At 68.4% G+C, this 21,798-nt stretch carries 16 protein-coding genes; 11 read left to right on the top strand and 5 right to left on the bottom strand.

Annotated elements, in window-relative coordinates; translation table 11 throughout:
• Window positions 1-30 precede the first annotated feature (30 nt).
• A complete protein-coding gene (locus I1A62_RS40415; RefSeq protein ID WP_219457843.1) occupies window positions 31-1,068 on the top strand; it encodes a glutathione S-transferase family protein in 1,038 nt (345 codons plus the stop codon).
• A 10-nt stretch (window positions 1,069-1,078) separates the two neighbouring features.
• Here I1A62_RS40415 and I1A62_RS40410 read toward each other — a convergent pair whose 3' ends face one another.
• Together I1A62_RS40410 and I1A62_RS40405 are read right to left on the bottom strand one after the other, a co-directional pair.
• Window positions 1,079-1,474, bottom strand: a complete 396-nt coding sequence (locus I1A62_RS40410; protein ID WP_219457842.1) for a VOC family protein — start codon at window positions 1,472-1,474, stop codon at window positions 1,079-1,081.
• Between the two features lie 4 nt (window positions 1,475-1,478).
• Window positions 1,479-2,333, bottom strand: coding sequence for an AraC family transcriptional regulator (locus tag I1A62_RS40405; RefSeq protein WP_219457832.1), 855 nt, complete (start codon window positions 2,331-2,333; stop codon window positions 1,479-1,481).
• 99 nt (window positions 2,334-2,432) lie between these two features.
• On the opposite strand from I1A62_RS40405, the gene I1A62_RS40400 reads away from it, so the two are divergent.
• The gene (locus tag I1A62_RS40400) at window positions 2,433-3,119 is read left to right on the top strand and encodes a hypothetical protein (RefSeq protein ID WP_219457831.1); all 687 of its coding nucleotides are present in this window, start codon (window positions 2,433-2,435) and stop codon (window positions 3,117-3,119) included.
• A 1-nt stretch (window position 3,120) separates the two neighbouring features.
• Here the strand turns inward: I1A62_RS40400 and I1A62_RS40395 are convergent, their stop codons facing one another.
• The gene (locus tag I1A62_RS40395) at window positions 3,121-4,506 is read right to left on the bottom strand and encodes a glutamate decarboxylase (protein ID WP_219457829.1); all 1,386 of its coding nucleotides are present in this window, start codon (window positions 4,504-4,506) and stop codon (window positions 3,121-3,123) included.
• A 126-nt stretch (window positions 4,507-4,632) separates the two neighbouring features.
• On the opposite strand from I1A62_RS40395, the gene I1A62_RS40390 reads away from it, so the two are divergent.
• The 4 genes from I1A62_RS40390 (at window position 4,633) to I1A62_RS40375 (ending at window position 14,321) form a co-directional block, all read left to right on the top strand.
• Window positions 4,633-5,727, top strand: coding sequence for an ABC transporter ATP-binding protein (locus tag I1A62_RS40390; protein ID WP_219457828.1), 1,095 nt, complete (start codon window positions 4,633-4,635; stop codon window positions 5,725-5,727).
• On the top strand, window positions 5,724-6,503 hold the full coding sequence (locus I1A62_RS40385; protein WP_219457826.1) for an ABC transporter permease: 780 nt from the start codon (window positions 5,724-5,726) through the stop codon (window positions 6,501-6,503). Before I1A62_RS40390 ends, I1A62_RS40385 begins: the two co-directional genes overlap by 4 nt.
• A 49-nt stretch (window positions 6,504-6,552) precedes the next feature.
• Window positions 6,553-10,431 (top strand): ABC transporter ATP-binding protein, encoded by a 3,879-nt coding sequence (locus I1A62_RS40380; RefSeq protein ID WP_219457824.1) that lies wholly within the window; start codon window positions 6,553-6,555, stop codon window positions 10,429-10,431.
• A gap of 110 nt (window positions 10,432-10,541) precedes the next feature.
• Window positions 10,542-14,321: a multifunctional oxoglutarate decarboxylase/oxoglutarate dehydrogenase thiamine pyrophosphate-binding subunit/dihydrolipoyllysine-residue succinyltransferase subunit gene (locus I1A62_RS40375; protein WP_219457822.1), complete on the top strand. Its 3,780-nt coding sequence runs from the start codon at window positions 10,542-10,544 to the stop codon at window positions 14,319-14,321.
• Window positions 14,322-14,536: 215 nt separating this feature from the next.
• Here the strand turns inward: I1A62_RS40375 and I1A62_RS40370 are convergent, their stop codons facing one another.
• Window positions 14,537-15,175: a TetR/AcrR family transcriptional regulator gene (locus I1A62_RS40370; protein WP_087558968.1), complete on the bottom strand. Its 639-nt coding sequence runs from the start codon at window positions 15,173-15,175 to the stop codon at window positions 14,537-14,539.
• Window positions 15,176-15,245: 70 nt separating this feature from the next.
• On the opposite strand from I1A62_RS40370, the gene I1A62_RS40365 reads away from it, so the two are divergent.
• From I1A62_RS40365 to I1A62_RS40355, 3 genes are read left to right on the top strand one after another with little or no spacing between them, the layout of a single operon-like run.
• Complete coding sequence (locus I1A62_RS40365) at window positions 15,246-16,847, top strand: NAD(P)/FAD-dependent oxidoreductase (RefSeq protein WP_219457821.1); 1,602 nt, start codon at window positions 15,246-15,248, stop codon at window positions 16,845-16,847.
• On the top strand, window positions 16,844-17,674 hold the full coding sequence (locus tag I1A62_RS40360) for an SDR family oxidoreductase (RefSeq protein WP_206005597.1): 831 nt from the start codon (window positions 16,844-16,846) through the stop codon (window positions 17,672-17,674). The genes I1A62_RS40365 and I1A62_RS40360 overlap by 4 nt, the downstream gene beginning before the upstream one ends.
• Window positions 17,675-17,681: 7 nt before the next feature.
• The gene (locus I1A62_RS40355) at window positions 17,682-18,602 is read left to right on the top strand and encodes an alpha/beta hydrolase (protein WP_219457819.1); all 921 of its coding nucleotides are present in this window, start codon (window positions 17,682-17,684) and stop codon (window positions 18,600-18,602) included.
• Here the strand turns inward: I1A62_RS40355 and I1A62_RS40350 are convergent.
• Window positions 18,561-19,508 carry an ABC transporter substrate-binding protein gene (locus I1A62_RS40350; RefSeq protein WP_219457818.1) on the bottom strand — a complete coding sequence of 316 codons (948 nt, stop codon included), beginning with the start codon at window positions 19,506-19,508 and terminating at the stop codon, window positions 18,561-18,563. The genes I1A62_RS40355 and I1A62_RS40350 overlap by 42 nt on opposite strands.
• Window positions 19,509-19,652: 144 nt before the next feature.
• On the opposite strand from I1A62_RS40350, the gene I1A62_RS40345 reads away from it, so the two are divergent.
• Together I1A62_RS40345 and I1A62_RS40340 are read left to right on the top strand one after the other, a co-directional pair.
• Window positions 19,653-20,627: an ABC transporter substrate-binding protein gene (locus tag I1A62_RS40345; protein WP_124392237.1), complete on the top strand. Its 975-nt coding sequence runs from the start codon at window positions 19,653-19,655 to the stop codon at window positions 20,625-20,627.
• Between the two features lie 10 nt (window positions 20,628-20,637).
• Complete coding sequence (locus tag I1A62_RS40340) at window positions 20,638-21,795, top strand: ABC transporter ATP-binding protein (protein WP_219457816.1); 1,158 nt, start codon at window positions 20,638-20,640, stop codon at window positions 21,793-21,795.
• The last annotated feature ends 3 nt before the right edge of the window (window positions 21,796-21,798 follow it).

The following is a 21,798-nucleotide window of genomic DNA, read 5'->3' as shown; positions in this document are numbered from 1 at the left end:
CGACAGCGAAAGACGGGGAACGAGTCGACCATGACAGACCGAACGGCAGAACCACAGAGCACGGAAGGCGCCTACGTCGAATCCGGCGCCGAGTTCACACGCGACACCCACTACATCCCCACCCGCATCACGGCCGACGGCCGCGACGGCTATCCCGTCGAACCCGGCCGCTACCGTCTGGTGGCCGCCCGCGCCTGCCCGTGGGCCAACCGCGCGATCATCGTCCGGCGACTGCTCGGGCTCGAGGACGTGTTGTCGATGGGGCTGTGCGGTCCCACCCACGACAAGCGCAGCTGGACCTTCGATCTCGACCCGGGCGGGCTCGACCCGGTGCTGAAGATCCCGCGCCTGCAGGACGCGTATTTCGCGCGCTTCCCCGACTACTCGCGGGGCATCACCGTGCCTGCGATCGTCGACGTCCCCACCGGGCAGGTGGTCACCAACGACTACCCCCGGATCACCCTGGACTTGTCCTCGGAATGGACGCGGTACCACCGCGACGGCGCGCCCGACCTCTATCCCGAACCGCTGCGCGACGAGATCGACGAGGTGGCCGATCTCGTGTTCCGCGACGTGAACAACGGTGTGTACCGGTGCGGTTTCGCCGGGTCCCAGGAGGCGTACGAGTCCGCCTACGACCGTCTGTTCGCCCGTCTCGACTGGCTCGAGGAGCGGCTGGCCGACCGCCGATACCTCGTCGGGGACACCATTACCGAGGCCGACGTGCGGCTGTTCACCACCCTGGCACGGTTCGACGCCGTCTATCACGGCCACTTCAAGTGCAACCGGAACAAACTCGACGAGATGCCCATCCTGTGGAGCTACGCGCGCGACCTCTTCCAGACGCCGGGATTCGGCGACACCATCGACTTCACCCAGATCAAGCAGCACTACTACATCGTGCACACCGACATCAATCCCACGCAGATCGTGCCGAAGGGCCCCGACCTGTCCGGCTGGCTCACGCCGCACGGCCGTGAAGGGCTGGGCGGCAGGCCGTTCGGGGACGGCACGCCGCCGCCTCCGCCGAGGCCCGGCGAGGAGGTCCCGGCCGGGCACGGCGCGTGATCGGACGGTTCTAGGCGCCGGCGTAGGTGCCGAAACTCCAGAACACGCCCTCCGGGTCGCGGCAAGTGAATCCGCGCGAGCCGTAGTCCTCGTCCTTCAGCCCGGCGACGATCGTGGCACCGGCGGCCACGGCGCGCTCATGGAGTGCGTCGGGGTCGTCGACGACGAGGTACACCGAACCCGTCCCCGGCGGCAGGTCGTTGATGACCGAGTCCTCGCGGGGTGAGCCGAGCATGATGCCGCCGCCCTTCGGCCAGCCGAGTTCGGCGTGATCGACCCGGTCCCCCTCGCCGTACACCGCCTTCTCGTCGAACCCGAAGGCCTCGACGAGGAAGCGGATCGCGGCCCGCGCGTCGCGGTAGACGAGCGTGGGCCACACACAGGTGGTGTGCGTCGAAGTAGTCATGAGATCACCGTGCTCCGTCGTCGGGGTCGGGGTCTTGGACGAATGAGAAGGGGTCGATCTCCCGCCACCGCGACGGCGGGACTCCCGCGAGGTCGCGCCAGTCCCGCGCCATGTGGGCCTGGTCGTAGTAGCCGCACACCGCGGACACGTCGGCGAGGGTCGCCCCGGCGGCGCCCTTGAGCATCCGGTGCGAACGATCGAAGCGGGACAACCGCACCACGTCCTTGGGCGTCACGCCGTATTCCGCGACGAACCTGTTCACCAGATGTCTTCTGCTCCAGCCGACCTCGTGCGCGACGTCGGCGACCCGGACGCCGCCGCCGGCGACGAGCAGGCACCAGGCGCGGGTGAGATGCGGGTCGATCTCCGCCGGCTGGGCGCGGCGCGTGAGGATCTCGTCGAGGATCGCGAACCGCCCGTCCCAGCCGGGTTCGAGGGACAGCCGTTCCGTCAGCTCCCCCGCATCGGGACCGAGCAGGTCCTCGAGGCCGACGACCCACGCGCCCAGGGCGGCGGTGGGCACGCCCAGCAGCGCCCGGGCGCCGAGCGGGCTGAGGGCCAGCTGGACGCCGTGCTGGTTGCCGTCGTGCCGGATCGTCACCGGTGCCGTCGCGATGCCGCTGGCCAGAGTGTCGTACCGGCCGGGCGCCTGGTCGGGCGCTGCCTGGGCGGCGATGTCGAGGGGCTCGTCGATGGTCACGATCACCGTCAGGCAGGGCGAGGGCAGACCGAGGTGGATGCCGGGCTCGAACCCGGCCAGCCGGTAGCCGTCGTACCCCGAGACCAGCGCGCGCAACGACGCCGCCGGGCGCCGGAAGGCCCCGGACGACACCGCGGTATCGCTGTCGGCGACGCTCACGACACCAGCCTAGGCAACGGTGCCGACACCGGCCACGGCGTTCGCTCACCTACAGTCGGTGCCAGCACACTCGAAGCACTAGGCGAGACGGGAGCCCCGATGGCTGGCAATGGTGGACCGGTGGAGAAGGTACTGGTCTCGGTCCTCGACAACGGAAGCCGACTCCAGGCGCCCGCGGTCGCCAAGTACGTCGAATGGGTCCGGCGCTCGCACCCCGGTGAGTCGCCCGCGGAGATCGTCGAACGCATGGAGAAGATGTTCCTGCTCGCCGTGACGGGCAGCGGCAGCGCGGTCGGCGCCACCGCCGCCATTCCCGGCGTCGGCACCGTCGCGTCCATCGCGGCCGTCGGCGCCGAATCGGCGTTCTTCCTGGAAGCGGCGGCGCTGCTCACGCTCGCCGTCGCGTCGGTGCACGGCATCTCGGCCGCCGACCACCAGCAGCGGCGCGCACTGGTCCTCTCGGTGGCCCTCGGCGAATCGGGCATGGAAATCGTCCAGAAGGCGACGGGCGTGACGGCGAAGAACTGGGCAACCGCCATCACCAGCCGCATCCCCGGCCCCACGATGAAGGGCATGAACAGCACCCTGGTGCGCAAGTTCATCACCAAGTACGCCGCCCGCCGCAGCGCGCTGATCCTCGGCAAACTGGTGCCCGCCGGCATCGGCGCCGCCATCGGCGGCGCCGGCAACCGGGCCATCGGCAAGGGCGTCGTCAAGAATTCGCGGGAGGCATTCGGTCCCGCCCCGGCCCGCTGGCCGGACGAACTCCGCGCGATCGAAGCGTGACCTAGTGGGCGAAGTGCTGTTCCGTCGAATGCCCGCCGCCCTTCTCGGCGAGTTCGGCGCACACTTCCTCGATCGCCTCGGCGACGAGGGTCCCCAGGTCGGCGCTGAAGCCCTCGCGCACGACGATGCGCAGAACCGCCACGTCCTCCGCGTCGGCGGGCATCGTGTACGCGGGCACCTGCCAGCCCCGCGCCCGCATCTCGTGTGACACGTCGAAGACCGTGAACCCGGGGTCGCCGGCCAGTTCGAACGCCAGCACCGGTATGTCGGTCCCGTCCGTGATGAGGGTGAAGTGTTCGAGCTCGGCGATGCGCTTGCCGACCCGGACCGCGGTGTCGCGCAGCGTCTCCATGATCGACCGGTAGCCTTTCCGGCCGAGCCGCAGGAAGTTGTAGTACTGGCCCACCACCTGATTGCCGGGCCGCGAGAAGTTGAGGGTGAACGTCGGCATGTCGCCGCCCAGGTAGTTGACCCGGAACACCAGCCCCTCGGGAAGGTACTCGCGCTCACGCCACACCACGAACCCGATCCCCGGATACGTCAGCCCGTACTTGTGACCGCTCACGTTGATCGAGGCGACGCGCGGAACCCGGAAGTCCCACAACAACTCCGGTTGCAGGAAGGGGACGACGAAGCCACCGCTCGCCGCGTCCACGTGGATCGGGACGTCCGGGCCGCCGGACGCGGCGAGCGCGTCGAGAGCTGCCGCGATCTCGGCCACCGGCTCGAGTTCCCCGGTATAGGTGGTGCCCACGATCACGATCGCACCGATGGTGTTCTCGTCGACCGCGTCCCGCACCTGCTCCGGCGTGATGACGTAACGGCCCTTCTCCATCGGCAGGTACTTGGGCTCGACGTCGAAGTACCGGCAGAACTTCTCCCACACCACCTGGACGTTGCTGCCGAGCACCAGATTCGGCCGGGCCGTGTCCTTCCCCGCCGCCTCCCGCTTCGCCCGCCACCGCCACTTGAGCGCAAGCCCTCCGAGCATGACCGCCTCGCTGGAACCGATCGTCGAGACGCCGGTGGCGCTGGCCGGGTCGGTGGTCGACAGGTCGGGGGCATGGAAAAGATCGGCCACCATCGACACACAACGCGCCTCGATCGCCGCCGTCGCGGGGTACTCGTCCTTGTCGATCATGTTCTTGTCGAAAGTCTCGGCCATCAATTTGTCGGCCTCGGGATCCATCCACGTGGTGACGAACGTGGCCAGGTTCAACCGGGAACTGCCGTCGAGCATCAACTCGTCGTGGATGAACCGGTACGTGGCCTCGGGATCGGTCTCGTCGTCCGGCAACCGCAACGCCGGAAACGGGTCGATCGACAGGCGCCCGGTGTACGCGGGAGAAATGACGTCGCGGTGGTGATGATGATGGTGCTTGCTCATGTGCGTCCCCAATCGATTGGTTTCAGCAAGCGCCGTCGCGACGCCTGTACGTCAGTTGGTGAATCTCGGCACGGCAGCCCAGTAGGGTCGAAACAGTTCCATTCGATTGTGGCAGGGGAGGACGGGTTGACCACAGCAATCCCGGGAAGTTTCGCGGCGCCCATCGAGGTGCGGGGGCTGTCGAAGCGCTTCAAGAACGTCGACGCGGTCACGGACCTCGCCTTCACCGTGCCGCAGGGATCGATCACCGGATTCCTCGGGCCCAACGGCTCGGGCAAGACCACGACGCTGCGGATGATCCTCGGTCTCGTGAAGCCGACGTCCGGCACCTCCACGGTCGCCGGGGTCCCGATCCGATCGCTCGTCGACCCCGCGCGCACGGTCGGCGCCGTCCTCGACTCGCAGAGCCTGCACCCCAACCGGACGGCACTCGACCACTTGAAGGTGTACGCGTCCGCGATCCGCGTTCCGGACGCCCGCGCACGCCAGGTGCTCGCACTCGTCGGACTCGAAGACGTCGCGGGGCGCAAGGCCGGCGGTTTCTCCCTCGGCATGCGCCAGCGGCTGTCGCTGGCGACGGCGCTGCTCGGTGATCCGCGGATCCTGATCCTCGACGAACCCGCCAACGGACTCGACCCCGAGGGCATCGCCTGGCTGCGCGAGTTCCTGAAGGGCTTCGCCGCATCCGGTCGCACCGTGCTGATCTCGAGCCACATCCTCCGCGAGGTGGAGCAGACCGTCGACAATCTGGTGATCGTCAGCCGCGGCTCCCTCGTCTACCAGGGACGCATGGAGGAGTTGCGCAAGTCGCAGCAGAGCCGGTTGCTGGTCGCGTCGTCGAGCCCGGCCGCGCTGGCGACCGCCCTGGCCGCGAAGGGCGTCGTCGACGCCCGCTCGCTCGCCGACGGGCGCCTCGCCGTCGTCGGTGCGTCCCTCGAACTCGTCGAGTCCGTCGCCGCAGGAGCCGGGGTGACGATCTTCGGGGCCGTCGGCGATCACATCGACCTCGAGCAGCTCTTCCTGTCGATGACCGCGGGCCAGTACGTAGCCGGGGCGAGCCCCGCCGCGCCCTCGGGGTACGGCCCGCCGCCGACGTACGCTCCCCAGCCCGGGTACGCGCCGCCCGGCTACCCCGCGCAACCGGGGTATGCCCCGCCACCGGGCTACGGCCCACCACCCGCACACCCCCAGCAGGGTCCGATGTCCGGAGGTCCGCGATGACAACGCTGCTCACCGCGGAATTCCGCAAGGTCACCACACTGCGTTTCTGGTGGATGCTGGGTCTGGCACCGCTGATCGTCGGGATGTTCTCGAGCGCGATCACGCTTCCGGTGATGCGCGCGTTCACCGACGCGTTCGAGGCCGATCCGAACGAGGCCAACCTCGCCGCCACCCTGTTTGGGCTGGCCGTCGCCGTCGCCCTCGTCGTCCTGTTCGCCGCGCTCTTCGGGGCGGTCAACGTGGGCACGGAATTCCGGTACAAGACGCTCACCACCACGTTCCTCACCGCCCGCGGCCGGGACGGGGTGATCGGCGCCAAGCTCGCCGTCACCGCGGCGTTCGGCTTCTTCTACTGCCTCGTGGTGGAGGTGGTCAGCGTCGCCCTGCTGCTGACGTTCGGCGGTGACACCTTCGAACTGCGCGGATCCCTGTTCGCGATGCTCGGCGCCGCCCTGATCTGCGCGACGCTGTGGGCGCTCATCGGCGGCGGCGTGTCGATGCTCACCGGCTCGTCCGTCGGAAGCTGCATCGCCCTCGTCGTCTGGTACACCCTCGGCGAGATGATCCTCCGCTCGATCCTCAGCGGAATCGGCATCGGCTCCGTCGGCAGCATCCTCCCCGTGTCCGCCACGCTCGGGACGGTCGCCAACGCGGCCGCAGGCAACGAGATCGACTGGCTGACGCTCTGGCCTGCCGCACCCCTCGCCCTGCTCGTGTGGACCGCGGTCCTCGTCGCGGGCGGCTGGGCGCTCACCCGGCAGCGCGACATCACCTGACGCCGCGCCGATACCGGCCCTGTCGGTGCCCGGCGCTAACGTGGACCCAGTGGTAAGTGAGAGTGCGTCCGGTTCGGTGATCGAACGAGAACAGACGCTGGAGCGGGATCAGGCACGGCCGGGCTGGATTCGACGGCTGAGCGGTGAGTGCTGGGCACACCGCCGCGTCGCGCTCGGCGCGCTGACCGTGACGGTGATCGCCGCCGGCATCGACATCTCGTTCCCCCTCCTCACCAAGTACGCGGTCGACGCCGCCGGCTCGGGTCGCGCCACCGAGGTGATCGGCACCGCGGCGCTGCTCATCGCACTGCTCGCGTGCGTGCGGTTCGGCTGCCAGTTCGGCCGCCGGATGCTCGCGGGCAAGCTGTCCCTGGACGTCCAGCACGACCTGCGGCTGGGTCTGCTGGGCGCGCTGCAACGGCTCGACGGGCGGGGGCAGGACCAGATCCGCACCGGTCAGGTGGTGTCCCGGTCCATCACCGACCTCCAGTTGGTGCAGGGCCTGCTCGCGATGGTCCCGCTGTCGGCGGGTGCGCTGCTCCAGTTCGTCCTCGCCCTCGCGATCATGGCGTGGCTGTCGCCGCTGCTGACCGTCGTCGCGCTGGTGATCGTTCCCGCGGTCTGCCTCGTCGTCTACACGATGCGACCGAAGCTGTTCGCCGCCACCTGGTCGGCGCAGCAGCGGGCGGCCGACCTCGCGCAGCACGTCGAGGAGACCGTCACCGGTGTCCGCGTGGTCAAGGGCTTCGGCCAGGAACGCCGGGCCGTCGACCAACTCGAGGACCACAGCCGGGCGCTGTACGCCGAACGCCTGCGCGCCGCCCGGATCAACGCGCGATTCGCCCCGACCATGGCGGCGCTGCCCCAACTCGGCCTCGTCGGCGTCATCGCGATCGGCGGCTACCTCGCCCTGCACGGGACCATCACGATCGGCACGTTCCTCGCCTTCGCGACCTACGTCGCGACGATGACCGGCGTCACCCGCACCCTGTCGTCGGTGGTGATCATGGCCCAGCTGTCCAGGGCCGCCGTCGAGCGCGTGTACGAGGTGATCGACACCGAACCGGAGGTCGCGGACCCACCGCACCCCACCGCGCTGCCCGGCGGACCGCTCGGTGTGGATCTGCGCTCGGTGACGTTCGGGTTCGAATCGGAGCGCCACGTCCACCGCGGACTCGACCTACGGATCGCACCCGGCGAGACGGTCGCGGTGGTCGGTATGGCCGGCTCCGGTAAGACCGCGCTGTCGCTGCTGCTCCCCCGCTTCTATGCGCCGTCGTCGGGTTCGGTGTCCCTCACGTCCGGCGGCGAATCGTTCGACGTGTCCACCCTGAGCGCCGAGCAGTTGCGTGAAGCGGTCGGCCTCGTGTTCGACGAACCGTTCCTCTTCTCCGACACCATCGCGGCCAACATCGCACTCGGCAGGCCCGACGCCAGCGCCGAGGAGATCCGCGCCGCCGCCGCCATGGCCGCCGCCGACGAGTTCGTCTCCGCGTTGCCGGAGGGCTACGACACCGTGGTCGGCGAACGCGGTCTCACGCTGTCGGGCGGACAGCGACAGCGGATCGCGCTGGCACGCGCACTCCTCACCGACCCGCGAGTGCTGATCCTCGACGACGCCACGTCCGCCGTCGACGCCACCACCGAGGCGTCGATCTTCGAGGCACTGCGGGCCAACCGCGGCCGGACCGCGCTGATACTGGCGCATCGCCGCTCGACGCTGTCGCTCGCGGACCGCGTCGCCGTCCTCGACGGTGGACGGATCGTCGATTCCGGCACCGTCTCCGAACTCGACGAACGGTGCCCGCTCTTCCGCGCGCTGTTCACCTCCCCCGACAGCGCGGGCCCCATCGACGTCAGCGTCCCCGCACCGAGCGACCCGATGCCGTATCGGCGCATCCCGTCCGAGTCCGAGTTGTGGCCCGAGGACGCCGAGGAATGGGACGGACCCGTCACCACCGCCTCGTCCGGCCGCACCCCGGCCCCCGGCGCGGGACCCGGCGGACGGGCAGGCGGAGGACCGATGGCGGGAGCGCTGGGCAGCGTGGCCGCAACCCCAGAACTCCGGGACGCCGTGAATGCGCTGCCGCCGGCCGTCGAGAGCCCGGGCATCGAGACCCGGAACCTGCGGCTCCCCGAACCCGACTTCCGGCTGTCGCGGATCCTGCGGCCCGTCCGCGGTCTCCTCGTGGCCGTCGTCGTCTGCCTCGCGCTCGACGCGCTGGCGGGGATCGCGTTCCCGTCCATCGTCCGGTTCGCGATCGACCACGGTGTCGTCCCGCAGGACGCCGCGACGCTCTGGACCGCCGCGGGGGTGGGTGTCGCCCTCGTCGTCGCCGGCTGGCTCGTCGTCGCCCTGATGACGGTGCTCACCGCGCGAGCGGGCGAACGGGTGCTGTTCGGGTTGCGGGTGCGCAGCTACGCCCACCTGCAGCGGCTCGGGCTCGACTACTACGAGCGCGAACTGTCCGGCCGCATCATGACGCGGATGACCACCGACGTCGACGCGCTGTCCTCGTTCATCCAGACGGGGTTGTCCACCGCGGTGGTGAGCGTGCTGACCGTCCTCGGCATCTCCGTCGCCCTCGTCGTCACGAACGTCACGCTCGCACTGGTGGCGCTCGCCGTCATCCCGCCGCTCCTCGTCGCGACGCTGGTCTTCCGCCGGATCTCCTCGGTGGCGTACACGGTCTCGCGGGAACGGATCTCCCTCGTCAACGCCGACTTCCAGGAGAATGTCGCCGGGCTCCGCGCCGCCCAGGCCTACCGCCGCGAGGAGTTCGCCGCCCGCCGGTTCGCGGAGCGGGCCGACAGCTACCGGCGCAGCCGGATGCGGTCGCAGCGGGCGATCTCGTTGTACTTTCCGTTCATCGCGTTCCTCTCGGACCTCGCCCTGGCCGCCGTGGTGTTCGTCGGTGCACACCAGGTCGCGGGCGGCGACACGACCACCGGGACGCTCGTCGCCTTCGTGCTGTACCTCGGGCTGCTGTTCGGGCCCATCCAGCAGCTGTCGCAGGTGTTCGACGGATATCAGCAGGCCAGTGTGGGCCTGCTGAGGATCGGGGACCTGCTCCGCACACCCAGTTCCATCGAGCGCGCGACCTCGCGTGACGATCTCCAGCCGATCGACGGTCATCTGCGCGGAGAGCTGTGCCTGCGCGACGTCGGGTTCCGCTATCAGGGCGCGGACAGCGACGCCCTCACCGACATCGACCTGCACATCCCGGCAGGCACCACCGTCGCTCTCGTCGGCCGGACCGGTGCGGGCAAGTCGACCATCGTGAAACTGCTCGCCCGCTTCTACGACCCGACGTCGGGGGCTGTGCTCGTCGACGACGTGGACCTCCGCCGGTACCCACTCGGCGAGTACCGCGGACGGCTGGGCGTCGTCCCCCAGGAAGCCCACCTGTTCACCGGGACCGTCGCCACCAACATCGCGTACGGCCGCCCGGATGCGAGCCGCGCGGAGATCGAGGACGCGGCCCGCGCGGTCGGAGCACTGGGCACGATCGCCGAACTGCGGGGTGGGATGCATCACCCCATCGGCGAGCGCGGGCAGGGCCTGTCGGCGGGCCAGCGCCAGCTGATCGCGCTCGCCCGGGCCGAGCTGGTCGACCCCGATCTGCTGCTGCTCGACGAAGCGACCGCGACGCTCGATCCGGCCACCGAGCAGGTAGTTCTCGAGGCGAGCAGCCGTGTGACACGCACCCGCACGTCGGTGGTGGTGGCCCACCGGCTTGCCACCGCGGCCCGCGCAGATGTGATCCTCGTCATCGACAAGGGGCGGGTGGTGGAGACGGGATCGCACGCCACCCTGCGCTATGCCGGTGGCCACTATTCGGGACTGTGGGATGCGGCGGAGACCGGGGCGGGGAATAATCGCGGGGCGAGAACCGTCATCGATGGTGACCCCATCGGTTGGCCGTGAGACAGCTCACACGTGCAGGCCTGGCGATCTACACGTCACACGCGAGGGCTAGTCTCATGTATATGGCGCTCTGATCGGGTACCGAAATAGAAACGAGGCGAACACCTGCCGTGAGCAGCAGCTCTACATCCCAGTTCGGACAGAACCAGTGGCTGGTTGACGAAATGTACCAGCGCTTCCAGGACGATCCGTCGTCCGTGGACGCGAGTTGGCACGAATTCCTGACGGATTATTCTCCCGACGCAGCCGCCGCCAAGGCAGGCGCAGCCAACGGACACGGCACGAACGGCACCACCACCGCCGCACCTGCAGCCGCTCCCTCCGCCAAGGCTTCGGCTCCCCCTGTTTCCGAGTCCGCGACCGCACCCCAGCCTCAGACCAAGCCGGCCAACGGTGCCGCAGCCAAGACTGCACCCAACGGTGCAGCTCCGAAGGCTGCCGCCCCGAAGACCGAGGCCCCCAAGAAGGCCGCACCCGCAAAGGACGCCCCGGCGAAGGACGCGAAGGCGTCTGCCCCCGCGCCTGCCGCCGACGAGTCGAAGGTTCTCCGCGGCGCAGCTGCTGCCGTCGCGAAGAACATGTCGGCCTCGCTGGCCATTCCGACCGCCACCAGTGTTCGCGCCATCCCTGCGAAGCTGATGTTCGACAACCGGATCGTCATCAACAACCACCTCGCCCGTACCCGCGGCGGCAAGATCTCGTTCACGCACCTGCTGGGTTACGCGATCGTGCAGGCGGTCAAGGCGTTCCCGAACATGAACCGGCACTTCGCCGAGATCGACGGCAAGCCCAACGCGGTCACCCCCGCACACACCAACCTCGGCCTGGCCATCGACCTGCCGGGCAAGGACGGCAACCGATCCCTCGTCGTCGCCGCGATCAAGAACACCGACACCCACAACTTCACGCAGTTCTACAGCGCCTACGAGGACATCGTCCGGCGCGCGCGTGACGGCAAGCTCACCGCCGAGGACTTCTCGGGTGTCACGATCTCGCTCACCAACCCCGGCGGCATCGGCACCGTGCACTCCGTGCCGCGCCTGATGAACGGCCAAGGCGCCATCATCGGTGCCGGCGCCATGGAGTACCCGGCGGAGTTCCAGGGTTCGAGCGACGAGAAGATCGCCGAGATGGGCGTCGGCAAGCTCATGACGCTGACCTCGACGTACGACCACCGCATCATCCAGGGCGCGGAGTCCGGCGACTTCCTTCGGACCATCCACAAGCTGCTGATCAGCGACGAGTTCTACGACGAGATCTTCCACTCGCTGCACATTCCGTACGAGCCGGTCCGCTGGCGCCAGGACGTCTCCGAAGGCGCGGTCGACAAGAACACCCGCGTCCTCGAACTGATCGCGGCGTACCGCAACCGCGGCCACCTGATGGCCGACACGGACCCGTTGCAGTTCGTCAAGGACAAGTTCAAGAGCCACCCCGACCTGGACGTCACGACGCACGACCTGACGCTGTGGGACCTCGACCGCGAATTCAAGGTCGGCGGATTCCACGCCCAGGAGAAGATGAAGCTGCGCGACGTGCTCAGCGTGCTGCGCGACGCGTACTGCCGCCACGTCGGTGTCGAGTACACGCACATCCTGGAACCGGAGCAGCAGCAGTGGCTGCAGGACCGGGTCGAGGCGCACCACGTCAAGCCCACGGTCGCTCAGCAGAAGTACATCCTGAGCAAGCTCAACGCCGCCGAGGCGTTCGAGACGTTCCTGCAGACCAAGTACGTCGGCCAGAAGCGCTTCTCGCTCGAGGGCGCCGAGTCCGTCATCCCGATGATGGACGCCGTCATCGACCAGGCCGCCGAGCACCAGCTCGACGAGGTCGTCATCGGCATGCCGCACCGTGGTCGCCTCAACGTTCTCGCGAACATCGTCGGCAAGCCGTACTCGAAGATCTTCACGGAGTTCGAGGGCAACATGAACCCGGCGGCCGCTCACGGCTCCGGCGACGTGAAGTACCACCTCGGTGCCGAGGGCACGTACATCCAGATGTTCGGCGACAACGACATCACCGTGTCGCTGACGGCCAACCCGTCGCACCTCGAGGCTGTCGACCCGGTCCTCGAGGGCCTGGTCCGCGCGAAGCAGGACATCCTCGACAAGGGTGAGGACGGCTTCACCGTCCTGCCGCTGATGCTGCACGGCGACGCCGCGTTCGCCGGTCAGGGTGTCGTGGCCGAGACGTTGAACCTGGCGCTGCTGCGCGGATACCGCACCGGCGGCACCGTGCACATCGTGGTCAACAACCAGGTCGGTTTCACCACCGCCCCGGAGCACTCCCGTTCGTCGGAGTACTGCACCGACGTCGCGAAGATGATCGGCGCGCCGATCTTCCACGTGAACGGCGACGACCCCGAGGCCTGTGTCTGGGTCGCCCAGCTCGCTGTCGACTTCCGGGAGAAGTTCCAGAAGGACGTCGTCATCGACATGATCTGCTACCGCCGTCGCGGTCACAACGAGGGCGACGACCCGTCGATGACGCAGCCGGCGATGTACGACGTGATCGACACCAAGCGCAGCGTCCGCAAGAGCTACACCGAATCCCTGATCGGCCGCGGCGACATCTCGCTGAAGGAAGCCGAAGACGCCCTGCGCGACTACCAGGGCCAGCTGGAGCGGGTGTTCAACGAGGTTCGCGAACTCGAGAAGTACACGCCGGAGCCCAGTGAGTCGGTCGAGCTCGACCAGGTCCTGCCGACGAAGCTGAAGACGTCGGTCGACGAGTCGGTGCTCGAGCGGATCGGCGACGCGTTCGTCAACGTTCCCGAGGGCTTCACCGTGCACCCGCGCGTCAAGCCGGTCATCGACAAGCGCCGCGAAATGTCGCGCGAGGGCAAGATCGACTGGGCCTTCGCCGAGCTGCTCGCGTTCGGTTCGCTGGTCGACCAGGGCAAGATGGTTCGCCTGTCCGGCCAGGACTCGAAGCGCGGCACGTTCACGCAGCGTCACTCGGTCCTCATCGACCGCAAGACGGGCGCCGAGTACATCCCCCTGCAGAACCTGGGCAGCGAGAACCCCGGCAAGTTCCTGGTCTACGACTCCGCGCTCAGCGAGTTCGCCGCCGTCGGCTTCGAGTACGGCTACTCCGTGGGCAACCCGGACGCGCTCGTGCTGTGGGAGGCGCAGTTCGGTGACTTCGTCAACGGTGCGCAGTCGATCATCGACGAGTTCATCTCGTCCGGTGAGGCCAAGTGGGGCCAGCTGTCCGACGTCGTGCTGCTGCTGCCGCACGGCCACGAGGGTCAGGGTCCCGACCACACGTCCGGTCGTATCGAGCGCTTCCTGCAGTTGTGCGCCGAGGGTTCGATGACCGTGGCCGTGCCGTCCACCCCGGCCAGCTACTTCCACCTGCTGCGTCGTCACTCGCTCGACGGAATCCGCCGCCCGCTGGTCGTCTTCACACCGAAGTCGATGCTGCGCAACAAGGCCGCGGTCTCCGACGTCGAGGACTTCACCACCGGCAAGTTCCGGTCGGTGTTCGAGGAGCCCACGTACGAGACGGGCAACGCCGAACGCGACAAGGTTCGTCGTGTCCTCCTCGTCAGCGGCAAGCTGTACTGGGAGCTCCTGGCGAAGAAGCAGAAGGACAACCGCGAGGACATCGCGATCGTCCGCATCGAGCAGCTGTACCCGGTTCCGAGCCGTCGTCTCCGCGAGACGCTGGACCGCTACCCGAACGCCACCGAGTTCCGGTGGGTTCAGGAAGAGCCGGCGAACCAGGGTGCGTGGCCGTTCTTCGGTCTCGCTCTGCCCGAGTTGCTGCCCGACAAGCTGTCCGGAATCAAGCGCATCTCGCGTCGTTCGATGTCGGCACCGTCCTCGGGTTCGAGCAAGGTGCACGCTGTGGAACAGCAAGAGATCATCGATGAGGCCTTCGGCTGAAGAGCTGATTGACTGATCTGCCATCGAGCCGGGTCGAGTTCACTCCGCGGAGTGAACTCGACCCGGCTTCGTGGTTTCTGGACCTGTAGCCCGATCCCGCCTACCACCGGGCCAGACGCACCACTTCTCTGCACACGGTCGACTTTTCGCGCCCGAAAACGGGGGCGGCTACTCAGAAGGAGTGCGTCCGCTTCGGCGTCGGGGTATTGGCGGTGTCAGGTCGTCGTGGCCGACACGAGTGCGGCGGCGATCTCGGGTGCGGCGGCGATGGCCAGCGCGGGCAGGGCCTGGACGTTGAGTTCGATCAGTTCTTCGCGGGTCAGGTGGGGGTCGCGCAGCCAGGTGATCGTGACTTCCTCGACGTAGGCGATCCAGCCCCGGACGGCGAGGTCGACCGCGCGGGTGGGCTCGATGCCGATCGCGGGCAGTTGTTCGAGGGTCCGTTCGGACATCACGGCGCGGGTCTGCTCGAAGACGGCCCGCATGTCCGGGTCCCCGCTCGCCGTTCCCCGCAGGAGCGAGACGTACGTGCCCCGGTTCTCGGTGACGTAGTCGACGTACGACGCGAGCACCGAGCGCAGGATCTGCATCGGATCGCGCGCTTCCTCGACGTACGGGTCGGGGGCGGTGCGGGCGAGCATCTCGCTGCTGGTGTGCCGGACGATCTCGAGATGGAAGTCGTGCTTCGACGCGAAGTAGTGGAACAGCAGGCCGCGGGAAACACCGGCCTGATCTGCGATGTCCTCGACGGAGATCTGCTCGAGCGGGCGCTGCGCCAGCATCTTGGCGCCGAGGTCGATCAGTTGCGCGCGCCGTTGTTCGGGGCTGAGACGGGTCCGCTTCACAACGTCCATGAGACAAGACTACTGAATGAAGGTCAATAGGCTATTGACTGCCCCTCAATAGCGTCCTATGGTTTCTTACATGAGTCTCCCCGTCACAGATACTTACGCCCCCACCGCAGGTGTCCGCCACGTCGACACACTGATCATCGGCAGCGGGTTCGCCGGCCTCGGCGCGGCGATCAAGCTGACCCAGGCAGGCAAGACCGACTTCCTCGTCCTCGAGCGCGGCAACGAGGTCGGTGGTACCTGGCGGGACAACACCTACCCCGGTGCGGCGTGCGACGTGCCCTCGCACCTGTACTCCTACTCGTTCGCGCTGAACCCGGAGTGGACCCGGTCGTTCTCGACGCAGCCCGAGATCCAGAAGTACATCCAGTCGGTGGCGGACAAGTACAAGGTGCGCGACAAGCACCTCTTCGGCTGTGACGTGCAGTCCGCCCATTGGAACGAGTCGACCACTCGCTGGGAGGTCAGCACCACCAAGGGGAACTTCGTCGCGAGGGTGGTCGTCTCCGCGGTCGGCGCACTGTGCGAGCCGTCGCTCCCCGACATCAAGGGCATCGAAGGCTTCGAGGGCGAGATCTTCCACTCCGCCCGCTGGAACCACGACGCCGACCTGACCGGTAAGCGCGTCGCCGTCATCGGCACCGGCGCCTCGGCCATCCAGATCGTGCCCGCCATCGGCAAGAAGGTGTCGCACCTCGACGTGTACCAGCGCACGGCGCCGTGGATCCTGCCCCGGGCGGACCGCGAGTACACGACGCTCGAGCACACCGCGTTCAAATACCTCCCCGGCTTCCAGAAGCTGTGCCGTGCGGGCATCTACTGGATGCGCGAGAGCCAGGTCGTCGGACTCGCGAAGGCCCCCGTTTTCATGAAGCCGCTGCAGTTCGCGGCCGAGCGCCACCTGCGCCGTCAGATCAAGGACAAGAATCTGCGCAAGAAGGTGACCCCGAACTTCCAGATCGGCTGCAAGCGCATGCTCATCTCGAACAACTACTACCCCACCCTCGCGCAGGACAACGTCGACCTGGTGACCGACGGCATCGCCGAGGTCACGGCCAACTCGGTGGTCTCGAAGGACGGCACCGTCCGCGAGGTCGACGCCATCGTCGTCGCCACCGGTTTCCACGTCACCGACTCCCCCACGTTCGAGGGCATCTTCGGCAAGGACGGCCGCTCGCTCGCCGCGGTCTTCGACGAGGGCGGACAGCGGGGCTACAAGGGCGCCGCCATCGCCAACTTCCCCAACATGTTCTTCCTGGTCGGCCCGAACACGGGTCTGGGCCACACCTCGATGGTCTTCATGATCGAGTCGCAGCTCAACTACCTCGTCGACGCACTGCAGACGATCGACAAGTACGGGATCGGCAAGATCGAGGTCCGTCAGGACGCCCAGGACCGGTACAACGCCGACCTCCAGGAGAAGCTGTCGCACAGCGTCTGGAACAACGGCGGGTGCGCGAGCTGGTACCTCGACAAGCACGGCAACAACACCACCCTGTGGCCGGGCTTCACGTTCCAGTTCCGGAACGAGACCAGGCGCTTCGATCTCACCGCGTACGACAGCGTGGCCACCGCCGATCTGCCTGCGCCCGTACACGTGAACGGCAAGACCCCCGGATCCGCCGCCATCCCGGCGCAGATCGACCTCGACGACGACAAGGTGACAGCACAGTGAGCGAGTTCGCAGGCAAGGTAGTCGTGATCACCGGAGCCGGCTCCGGCATCGGCAGGGCGCTCGCCCTCGACCTGGCGCGCCGCGGTGCCCGGCTGGCGATCTCGGACATGGACACCGTCGGACTCGCCGAGACCGCACGTCAGGCGGAGGCACTGGGCGCCGAGGTCAAGTCCGATCACCTGGACGTCACCCAGCGCGAGGCGGTGCTCGCGTACGCCGATGAGGTGCGGGCCCACTTCGGCAAGATCAACCAGGTGTACAACAACGCCGGCATCGCCTACCACGGTGAGTTCGAGAAGTCCGAGTTCAAGGACATCGAGAAGATCATGGACGTGGACTTCTGGGGAGTCGTCAACGGCACCAAGGCGTTCCTGCCGCATCTCATCGCGTCGGGCGACGGCCACGTCGTGAACGTCTCGAGCCTGTTCGGCCTGCTGTCCATGCCCGGCCAGAGCGCATACAACTCGGCGAAGTTCGCGGTGCGCGGGTTCACCGAGTCGCTGCGCCAGGAGATGCTGATCGCCAAGCACCCCGTGAAGGTGACGTGCGTGCATCCCGGCGGCATCAAGACGGCCATCGCCCGCAACGCCACCGCGGGACCGGGCGAGGACCTCGACACGTTCGCGAAGTTCTTCGACCAGAAGCTGGCACGCACCACCCCGGAGGCGGCGGCCGAGACCATCCTGACCGGCGTCCGCAAGGGCAAGGCGCGCGTGCTGATCGGCGCCGACGCCAAGTTCCTCGACGCCTGGGTGCGGCTCGTCGGGCCGAGCTACCAGCGGGTGGTCGCCTTCGTCGCCGGACGCGTCCTCCCCAAGTCGAACTGAGGTACCGATGAGCTTCCACCTGCCGCTGCCGGTCGTCGCGACGGCGCTCCGGCCGTTCTACCGCCTCAGCCTCAACGCACGGCTTCCGTACTCGGTGCAGCGGACCCTTCTCGACGTGGGTGCTCCGTTGCAGCAGGTGCCCGCCGGTGCGGTCGTGCGCCCGACCGTCCTGGCCGGGCGGCCCGCGGAGCGGATCACGGTGGGAGCCACCGAACGCCGGACCGCCGTCCTCTACCTGCACGGCGGTGCGTACACGATCGGTTCGCTCGCCACCCACCGATCGCTGGCCGCTCACATCGCCCGGGAATCGGGCAGCGTCGTGTATACCCTCGACTACCGGCTGGCTCCGGAACATCCGTTCCCGGCGGGGCTCGAGGACGCGGTCGCCGCGTACATGGAGCTGAACACCGAACATGGTTACGAGACAGAACAACTCGCCGTCGCGGGCGATTCTGCGGGCGGTGGCCTGACCGTCGCCACCGCACGCTGCCTGATCGACCGGCACGGCGTGACCCCGGCGGCGTTGGCACTGATCTCCCCGTGGGTCGATCCCGGCCGGCGTGACACGTCCCGGGACCGGGATCTCGTCGTCAACACGGCGTGGTCGTTCGACGCCGCCGAGAAGTATCTGGGCAACGGCGACGCGCGGGATCCGGGTTACGCACCGTTGCAGGGAAACCTGGCGGGACTGCCACCGACGTTGATCCACGTCGGAGTGGACGAGGTACTCTACCCGCAGATCATGGAGTTCGTCGACAAGCTGAACGAGTCGAGCGTGGACGTCACGCTCACCGAATACGCCCGGCTGTGGCATGTCGCCCACCTGCAGGCGTCCCTGGTCCGCGAGGCCGCGGACGCGGTCGCGGAACTCGGGGCGTTCCTGAGTTCACAGATGAGCGTCCAGCCACACCCGCGCCACGTCGGCTGAATCGGCACCACCGCGGACCTGGCCGATCATGTCGGCCAGGTCCGCGGTCGTCAGTTCACCCGCCACCACGTTCAACGCCTTCAGCTGGGCTTCGCTCAGGGTCCCGATCCGGAACAGCGGCACCACGTTCTGCGCGGTGAACACGTGTTCGTCGTCGGACAGCAGCACCAGATCCGCGTCCGCGACGTCGGGCGACGCAGTGGTCACCCCGGCCACCACTGCTCCGCCTGCCGGCGCCGGCACGGCGAGTTCGCCGACCGCGGCGGCGTCGTCGGCCACTCTCGTCGTCTGCGCGAACGCGCAACCGGTGAGGCCGGCGAGAGCGTCGGCCTCGAAGGCCGGGGCGAGGACGGCCGTGCTCGTTCCGCACGCGGGAACGAGGTCGTCCAGCGTGGTGAGACCGAGCTGTTCGGATGCCTGCGGAGTCACCGCCAGCGCCGACCTGTCCTCGGCGGCGGCGAAGTCGGAGATCGAAAGCCCCTGCGGCAGAGCCTTGCTCAACGCCTCGAACACGTCGTCCTGCTCGGTTTCCGTCGAGCCGGGGTCGTAATAGCGCAGCAGGCGACCGGTGAACTCCGGTACCAGCGTGACGCTCCCGGCGTCGAGTTGCCCGAGATAGGCGGTCCGATCACCGAGGCCACCGTCGGTGGTGACCGGCGCGCCCGTCGAACGCAGGGCACCCGCATAGATTTCGGCCAGGATGCGGCTCTCCGCATCGTCACCCGCACCCACCACGATCTCGCCCGGCCCCTGCCCCACGGAACCGTCGAGGGTGGTGTCGGCACCTGCGCATCCCGACGCCAGCCCCGCGACGAGAAGCAGCGCGGACGCGGCGGTCAGTGCGCGGGACCACGCCGCCGGGCGGTGCCTGCGGCGGGCCGATTGGTCTGTGCGTGTGTGTGCCACGTCGCGCCTTTCGTTTACCTCGAGCCGGCCGAAAACCGTGCTCTGTCCGCCCCTATCGTTACACTGGCCAACCGATGGCGCGGACACGCGTCCACCGGCTTTCGGTCGGCAGGTCCGGCGCCGGTGACAACGGGAAGGACGCTCATGCGCACCTCACGAATTCTCTCGGGCTTCACCCGCCGCTCCGTGGGCAGTATCGCTCTCGCGACGGTCGCCGTCGTGTCACTCGCGGCGTGTGGCGGCGGCGGATCCGACCCCCTGTCCGGCGGCGGCGAGGGCTCCGGCGACGACCCGAACGCGATCATCGTGGGATCGGCGAACTTCCCCGAATCGGAGACGGTCGCGAACATCTACACCGAGGTGCTCCGCGCCAACGGGTTCGACGTGACGACGAAGTTCAACATCGGCTCTCGCGAGGCCTACATTCCCGCGCTGAAGGACGGGTCGATCGACGTCATCCCCGATTACACGGGCAACCTCCTGCAGTATCTCGACCCTGATGCCACCGCCACCAGCGCAGCCGACGTCGATGCGGCGCTGCCCGCCGCGCTGGGCTCGGAACTGACGATCACCACCCCGGCCCCCGCGGAGGACAAGGACGCCGTCGTCGTCACGAAGGAGACGGCGGAGCGCTGGAACCTCGCCTCTATCGCGGATCTGGCGGCGCACTCGAACGAGGTGAAGTTCGGCGCACCGGCCGAATTCCAGGAACGTCCCGGTGGCCTGCCCGGCCTGAAGGCCAAGTACGGCCTCGACATCACGCCCGACAACTTCGTCCCGATCGCCGACGGCGGAGGGCCGGCGACGGTGGACGCCCTCGCGTCGGGACAGATCACGGCCGCCGACATCTTCACCACGTCCCCGGCGATCGCACAGAACGGTTTCGTGGCGCTCGCGGACCCGCTGAACAACTTCGCGGCCCAGAACGTCGTCCCGGTGTTGCGCACCACCAAGTCCTCCGACAAGCTGACCCGCGCCCTCGACGCGCTGTCCGCGAAGCTGACCACCGAAGAGCTTGTCGCGCTCAACAATTCCGTCTCGGGTGATGCGAAGACCGAGCCGGCGGCGGCCGCGAAGCAGTGGGTGACGGACCAGGGGCTCGACAAGCCGGTCTCGTGAGGAGCCTGCCGTGATCACGTTCTCGGGAGTCACCAAGCAGTACCCGGACGGCACGACGGCGGTGGACGGCCTCGACCTGCAGATCGAGGCCGAATCGTTCACGGTCTTCGTGGGGCCGTCCGGCTGCGGCAAGACCACGTCGATGCGGATGATCAACCGGATGATCACCCCGACCGCGGGCACGATCACCGTCGACGGCCGCGACATAGCCCGGACCGACGCGGTGAAGCTTCGCCTCGGCATCGGGTACGTCATCCAGAGCGCGGGACTGTTGCCGCACCGCACGGTGGTCGACAACGTCGCGACCGTCCCGGTGCTGCGCGGCGACTCGAGGCGCAACGCCCGCAAGGCCGCGCTGGCGGTACTCGAACGCGTCGGACTCGACCCGGCGCTGGCGTCCCGCTATCCCGGTCAGCTCTCCGGCGGCCAGCAACAACGCGTCGGGGTCGCCCGGGCGCTGGCCGCCGATCCGCCGATCCTGCTGATGGACGAACCGTTCAGCGCCGTCGATCCTGTTGTCCGCGAAGATCTGCAGGCCGAGATGCAGCGACTGCAGGCCGAAATGCGCAAGACGATCGTGTTCGTCACCCACGACATCGACGAGGCCGTCAAACTCGGTGACCGGGTGGCGGTCTTCGGGCCGGGCGGCCGGTTGCAGCAGTACGACGCACCCGACACGGTGCTGTCCGCGCCTGCCACCGATTTCGTCGCCTCGTTCGTGGGTCGCGACCGCGGGTACCGCGGGCTGTCGTTCCGGGCGGCGGATCAGGTTCCGCTGCACACCCTGCGGACGGCGACCGAGAACGAATTGCCCGGGCTGCGGCTCGAACAGGGTGAATGGGTCCTCGTCGTCACCGAGGCGGGCGTGCCGCGGGGGTGGATCGACGTCACCGGCGTCGAGGGCGTGCGGGCCGGCCGGCCTCTCTCCGAATGCACTGCGGCGGGCGGATCGCTCTTCACCCCCGGCGCCGATCTGCGGCAGGCGCTGGACGCGGCGATCTCCTCGCCGTCGGGCATCGGGGTGGCCGTCGACGCGGACGGCGCGGTGTCGGGCGGCATCCTCGGCTCCGAGGTGATCGCGAAGCTTGCCGAGCAACGGGCGGCGGAGGACCGCGCGCGGGGTGAGCACTACTTCACTGCCCAGCAGGCGACCCCGGACGGGCCGTGATCG

This window comes from Rhodococcus sp. USK10, from assembly GCF_019378875.1.
Lineage (GTDB): Bacteria > Actinomycetota > Actinomycetes > Mycobacteriales > Mycobacteriaceae > Rhodococcus_F > Rhodococcus_F pseudokoreensis.
This window is presented reverse-complemented; position numbering and strand designations above follow the sequence as displayed.

Coding starts and splice junctions, on each gene's coding strand:
- I1A62_RS40415 (WP_219457843.1), top strand. CDS start 31: ATGACAGACCGAACGGCAGAACCACAGAGCACGGAAGGCGCCTACGTC.
- I1A62_RS40410 (WP_219457842.1), bottom strand. CDS start 1,474: ATGACTACTTCGACGCACACCACCTGTGTGTGGCCCACGCTCGTCTAC.
- I1A62_RS40400 (WP_219457831.1), top strand. CDS start 2,433: ATGGCTGGCAATGGTGGACCGGTGGAGAAGGTACTGGTCTCGGTCCTC.
- I1A62_RS40395 (WP_219457829.1), bottom strand. CDS start 4,506: ATGAGCAAGCACCATCATCATCACCACCGCGACGTCATTTCTCCCGCG.
- I1A62_RS40385 (WP_219457826.1), top strand. CDS start 5,724: ATGACAACGCTGCTCACCGCGGAATTCCGCAAGGTCACCACACTGCGT.
- I1A62_RS40370 (WP_087558968.1), bottom strand. CDS start 15,175: ATGGACGTTGTGAAGCGGACCCGTCTCAGCCCCGAACAACGGCGCGCG.
- I1A62_RS40365 (WP_219457821.1), top strand. CDS start 15,246: ATGAGTCTCCCCGTCACAGATACTTACGCCCCCACCGCAGGTGTCCGC.
- I1A62_RS40355 (WP_219457819.1), top strand. CDS start 17,682: ATGAGCTTCCACCTGCCGCTGCCGGTCGTCGCGACGGCGCTCCGGCCG.
- I1A62_RS40345 (WP_124392237.1), top strand. CDS start 19,653: ATGCGCACCTCACGAATTCTCTCGGGCTTCACCCGCCGCTCCGTGGGC.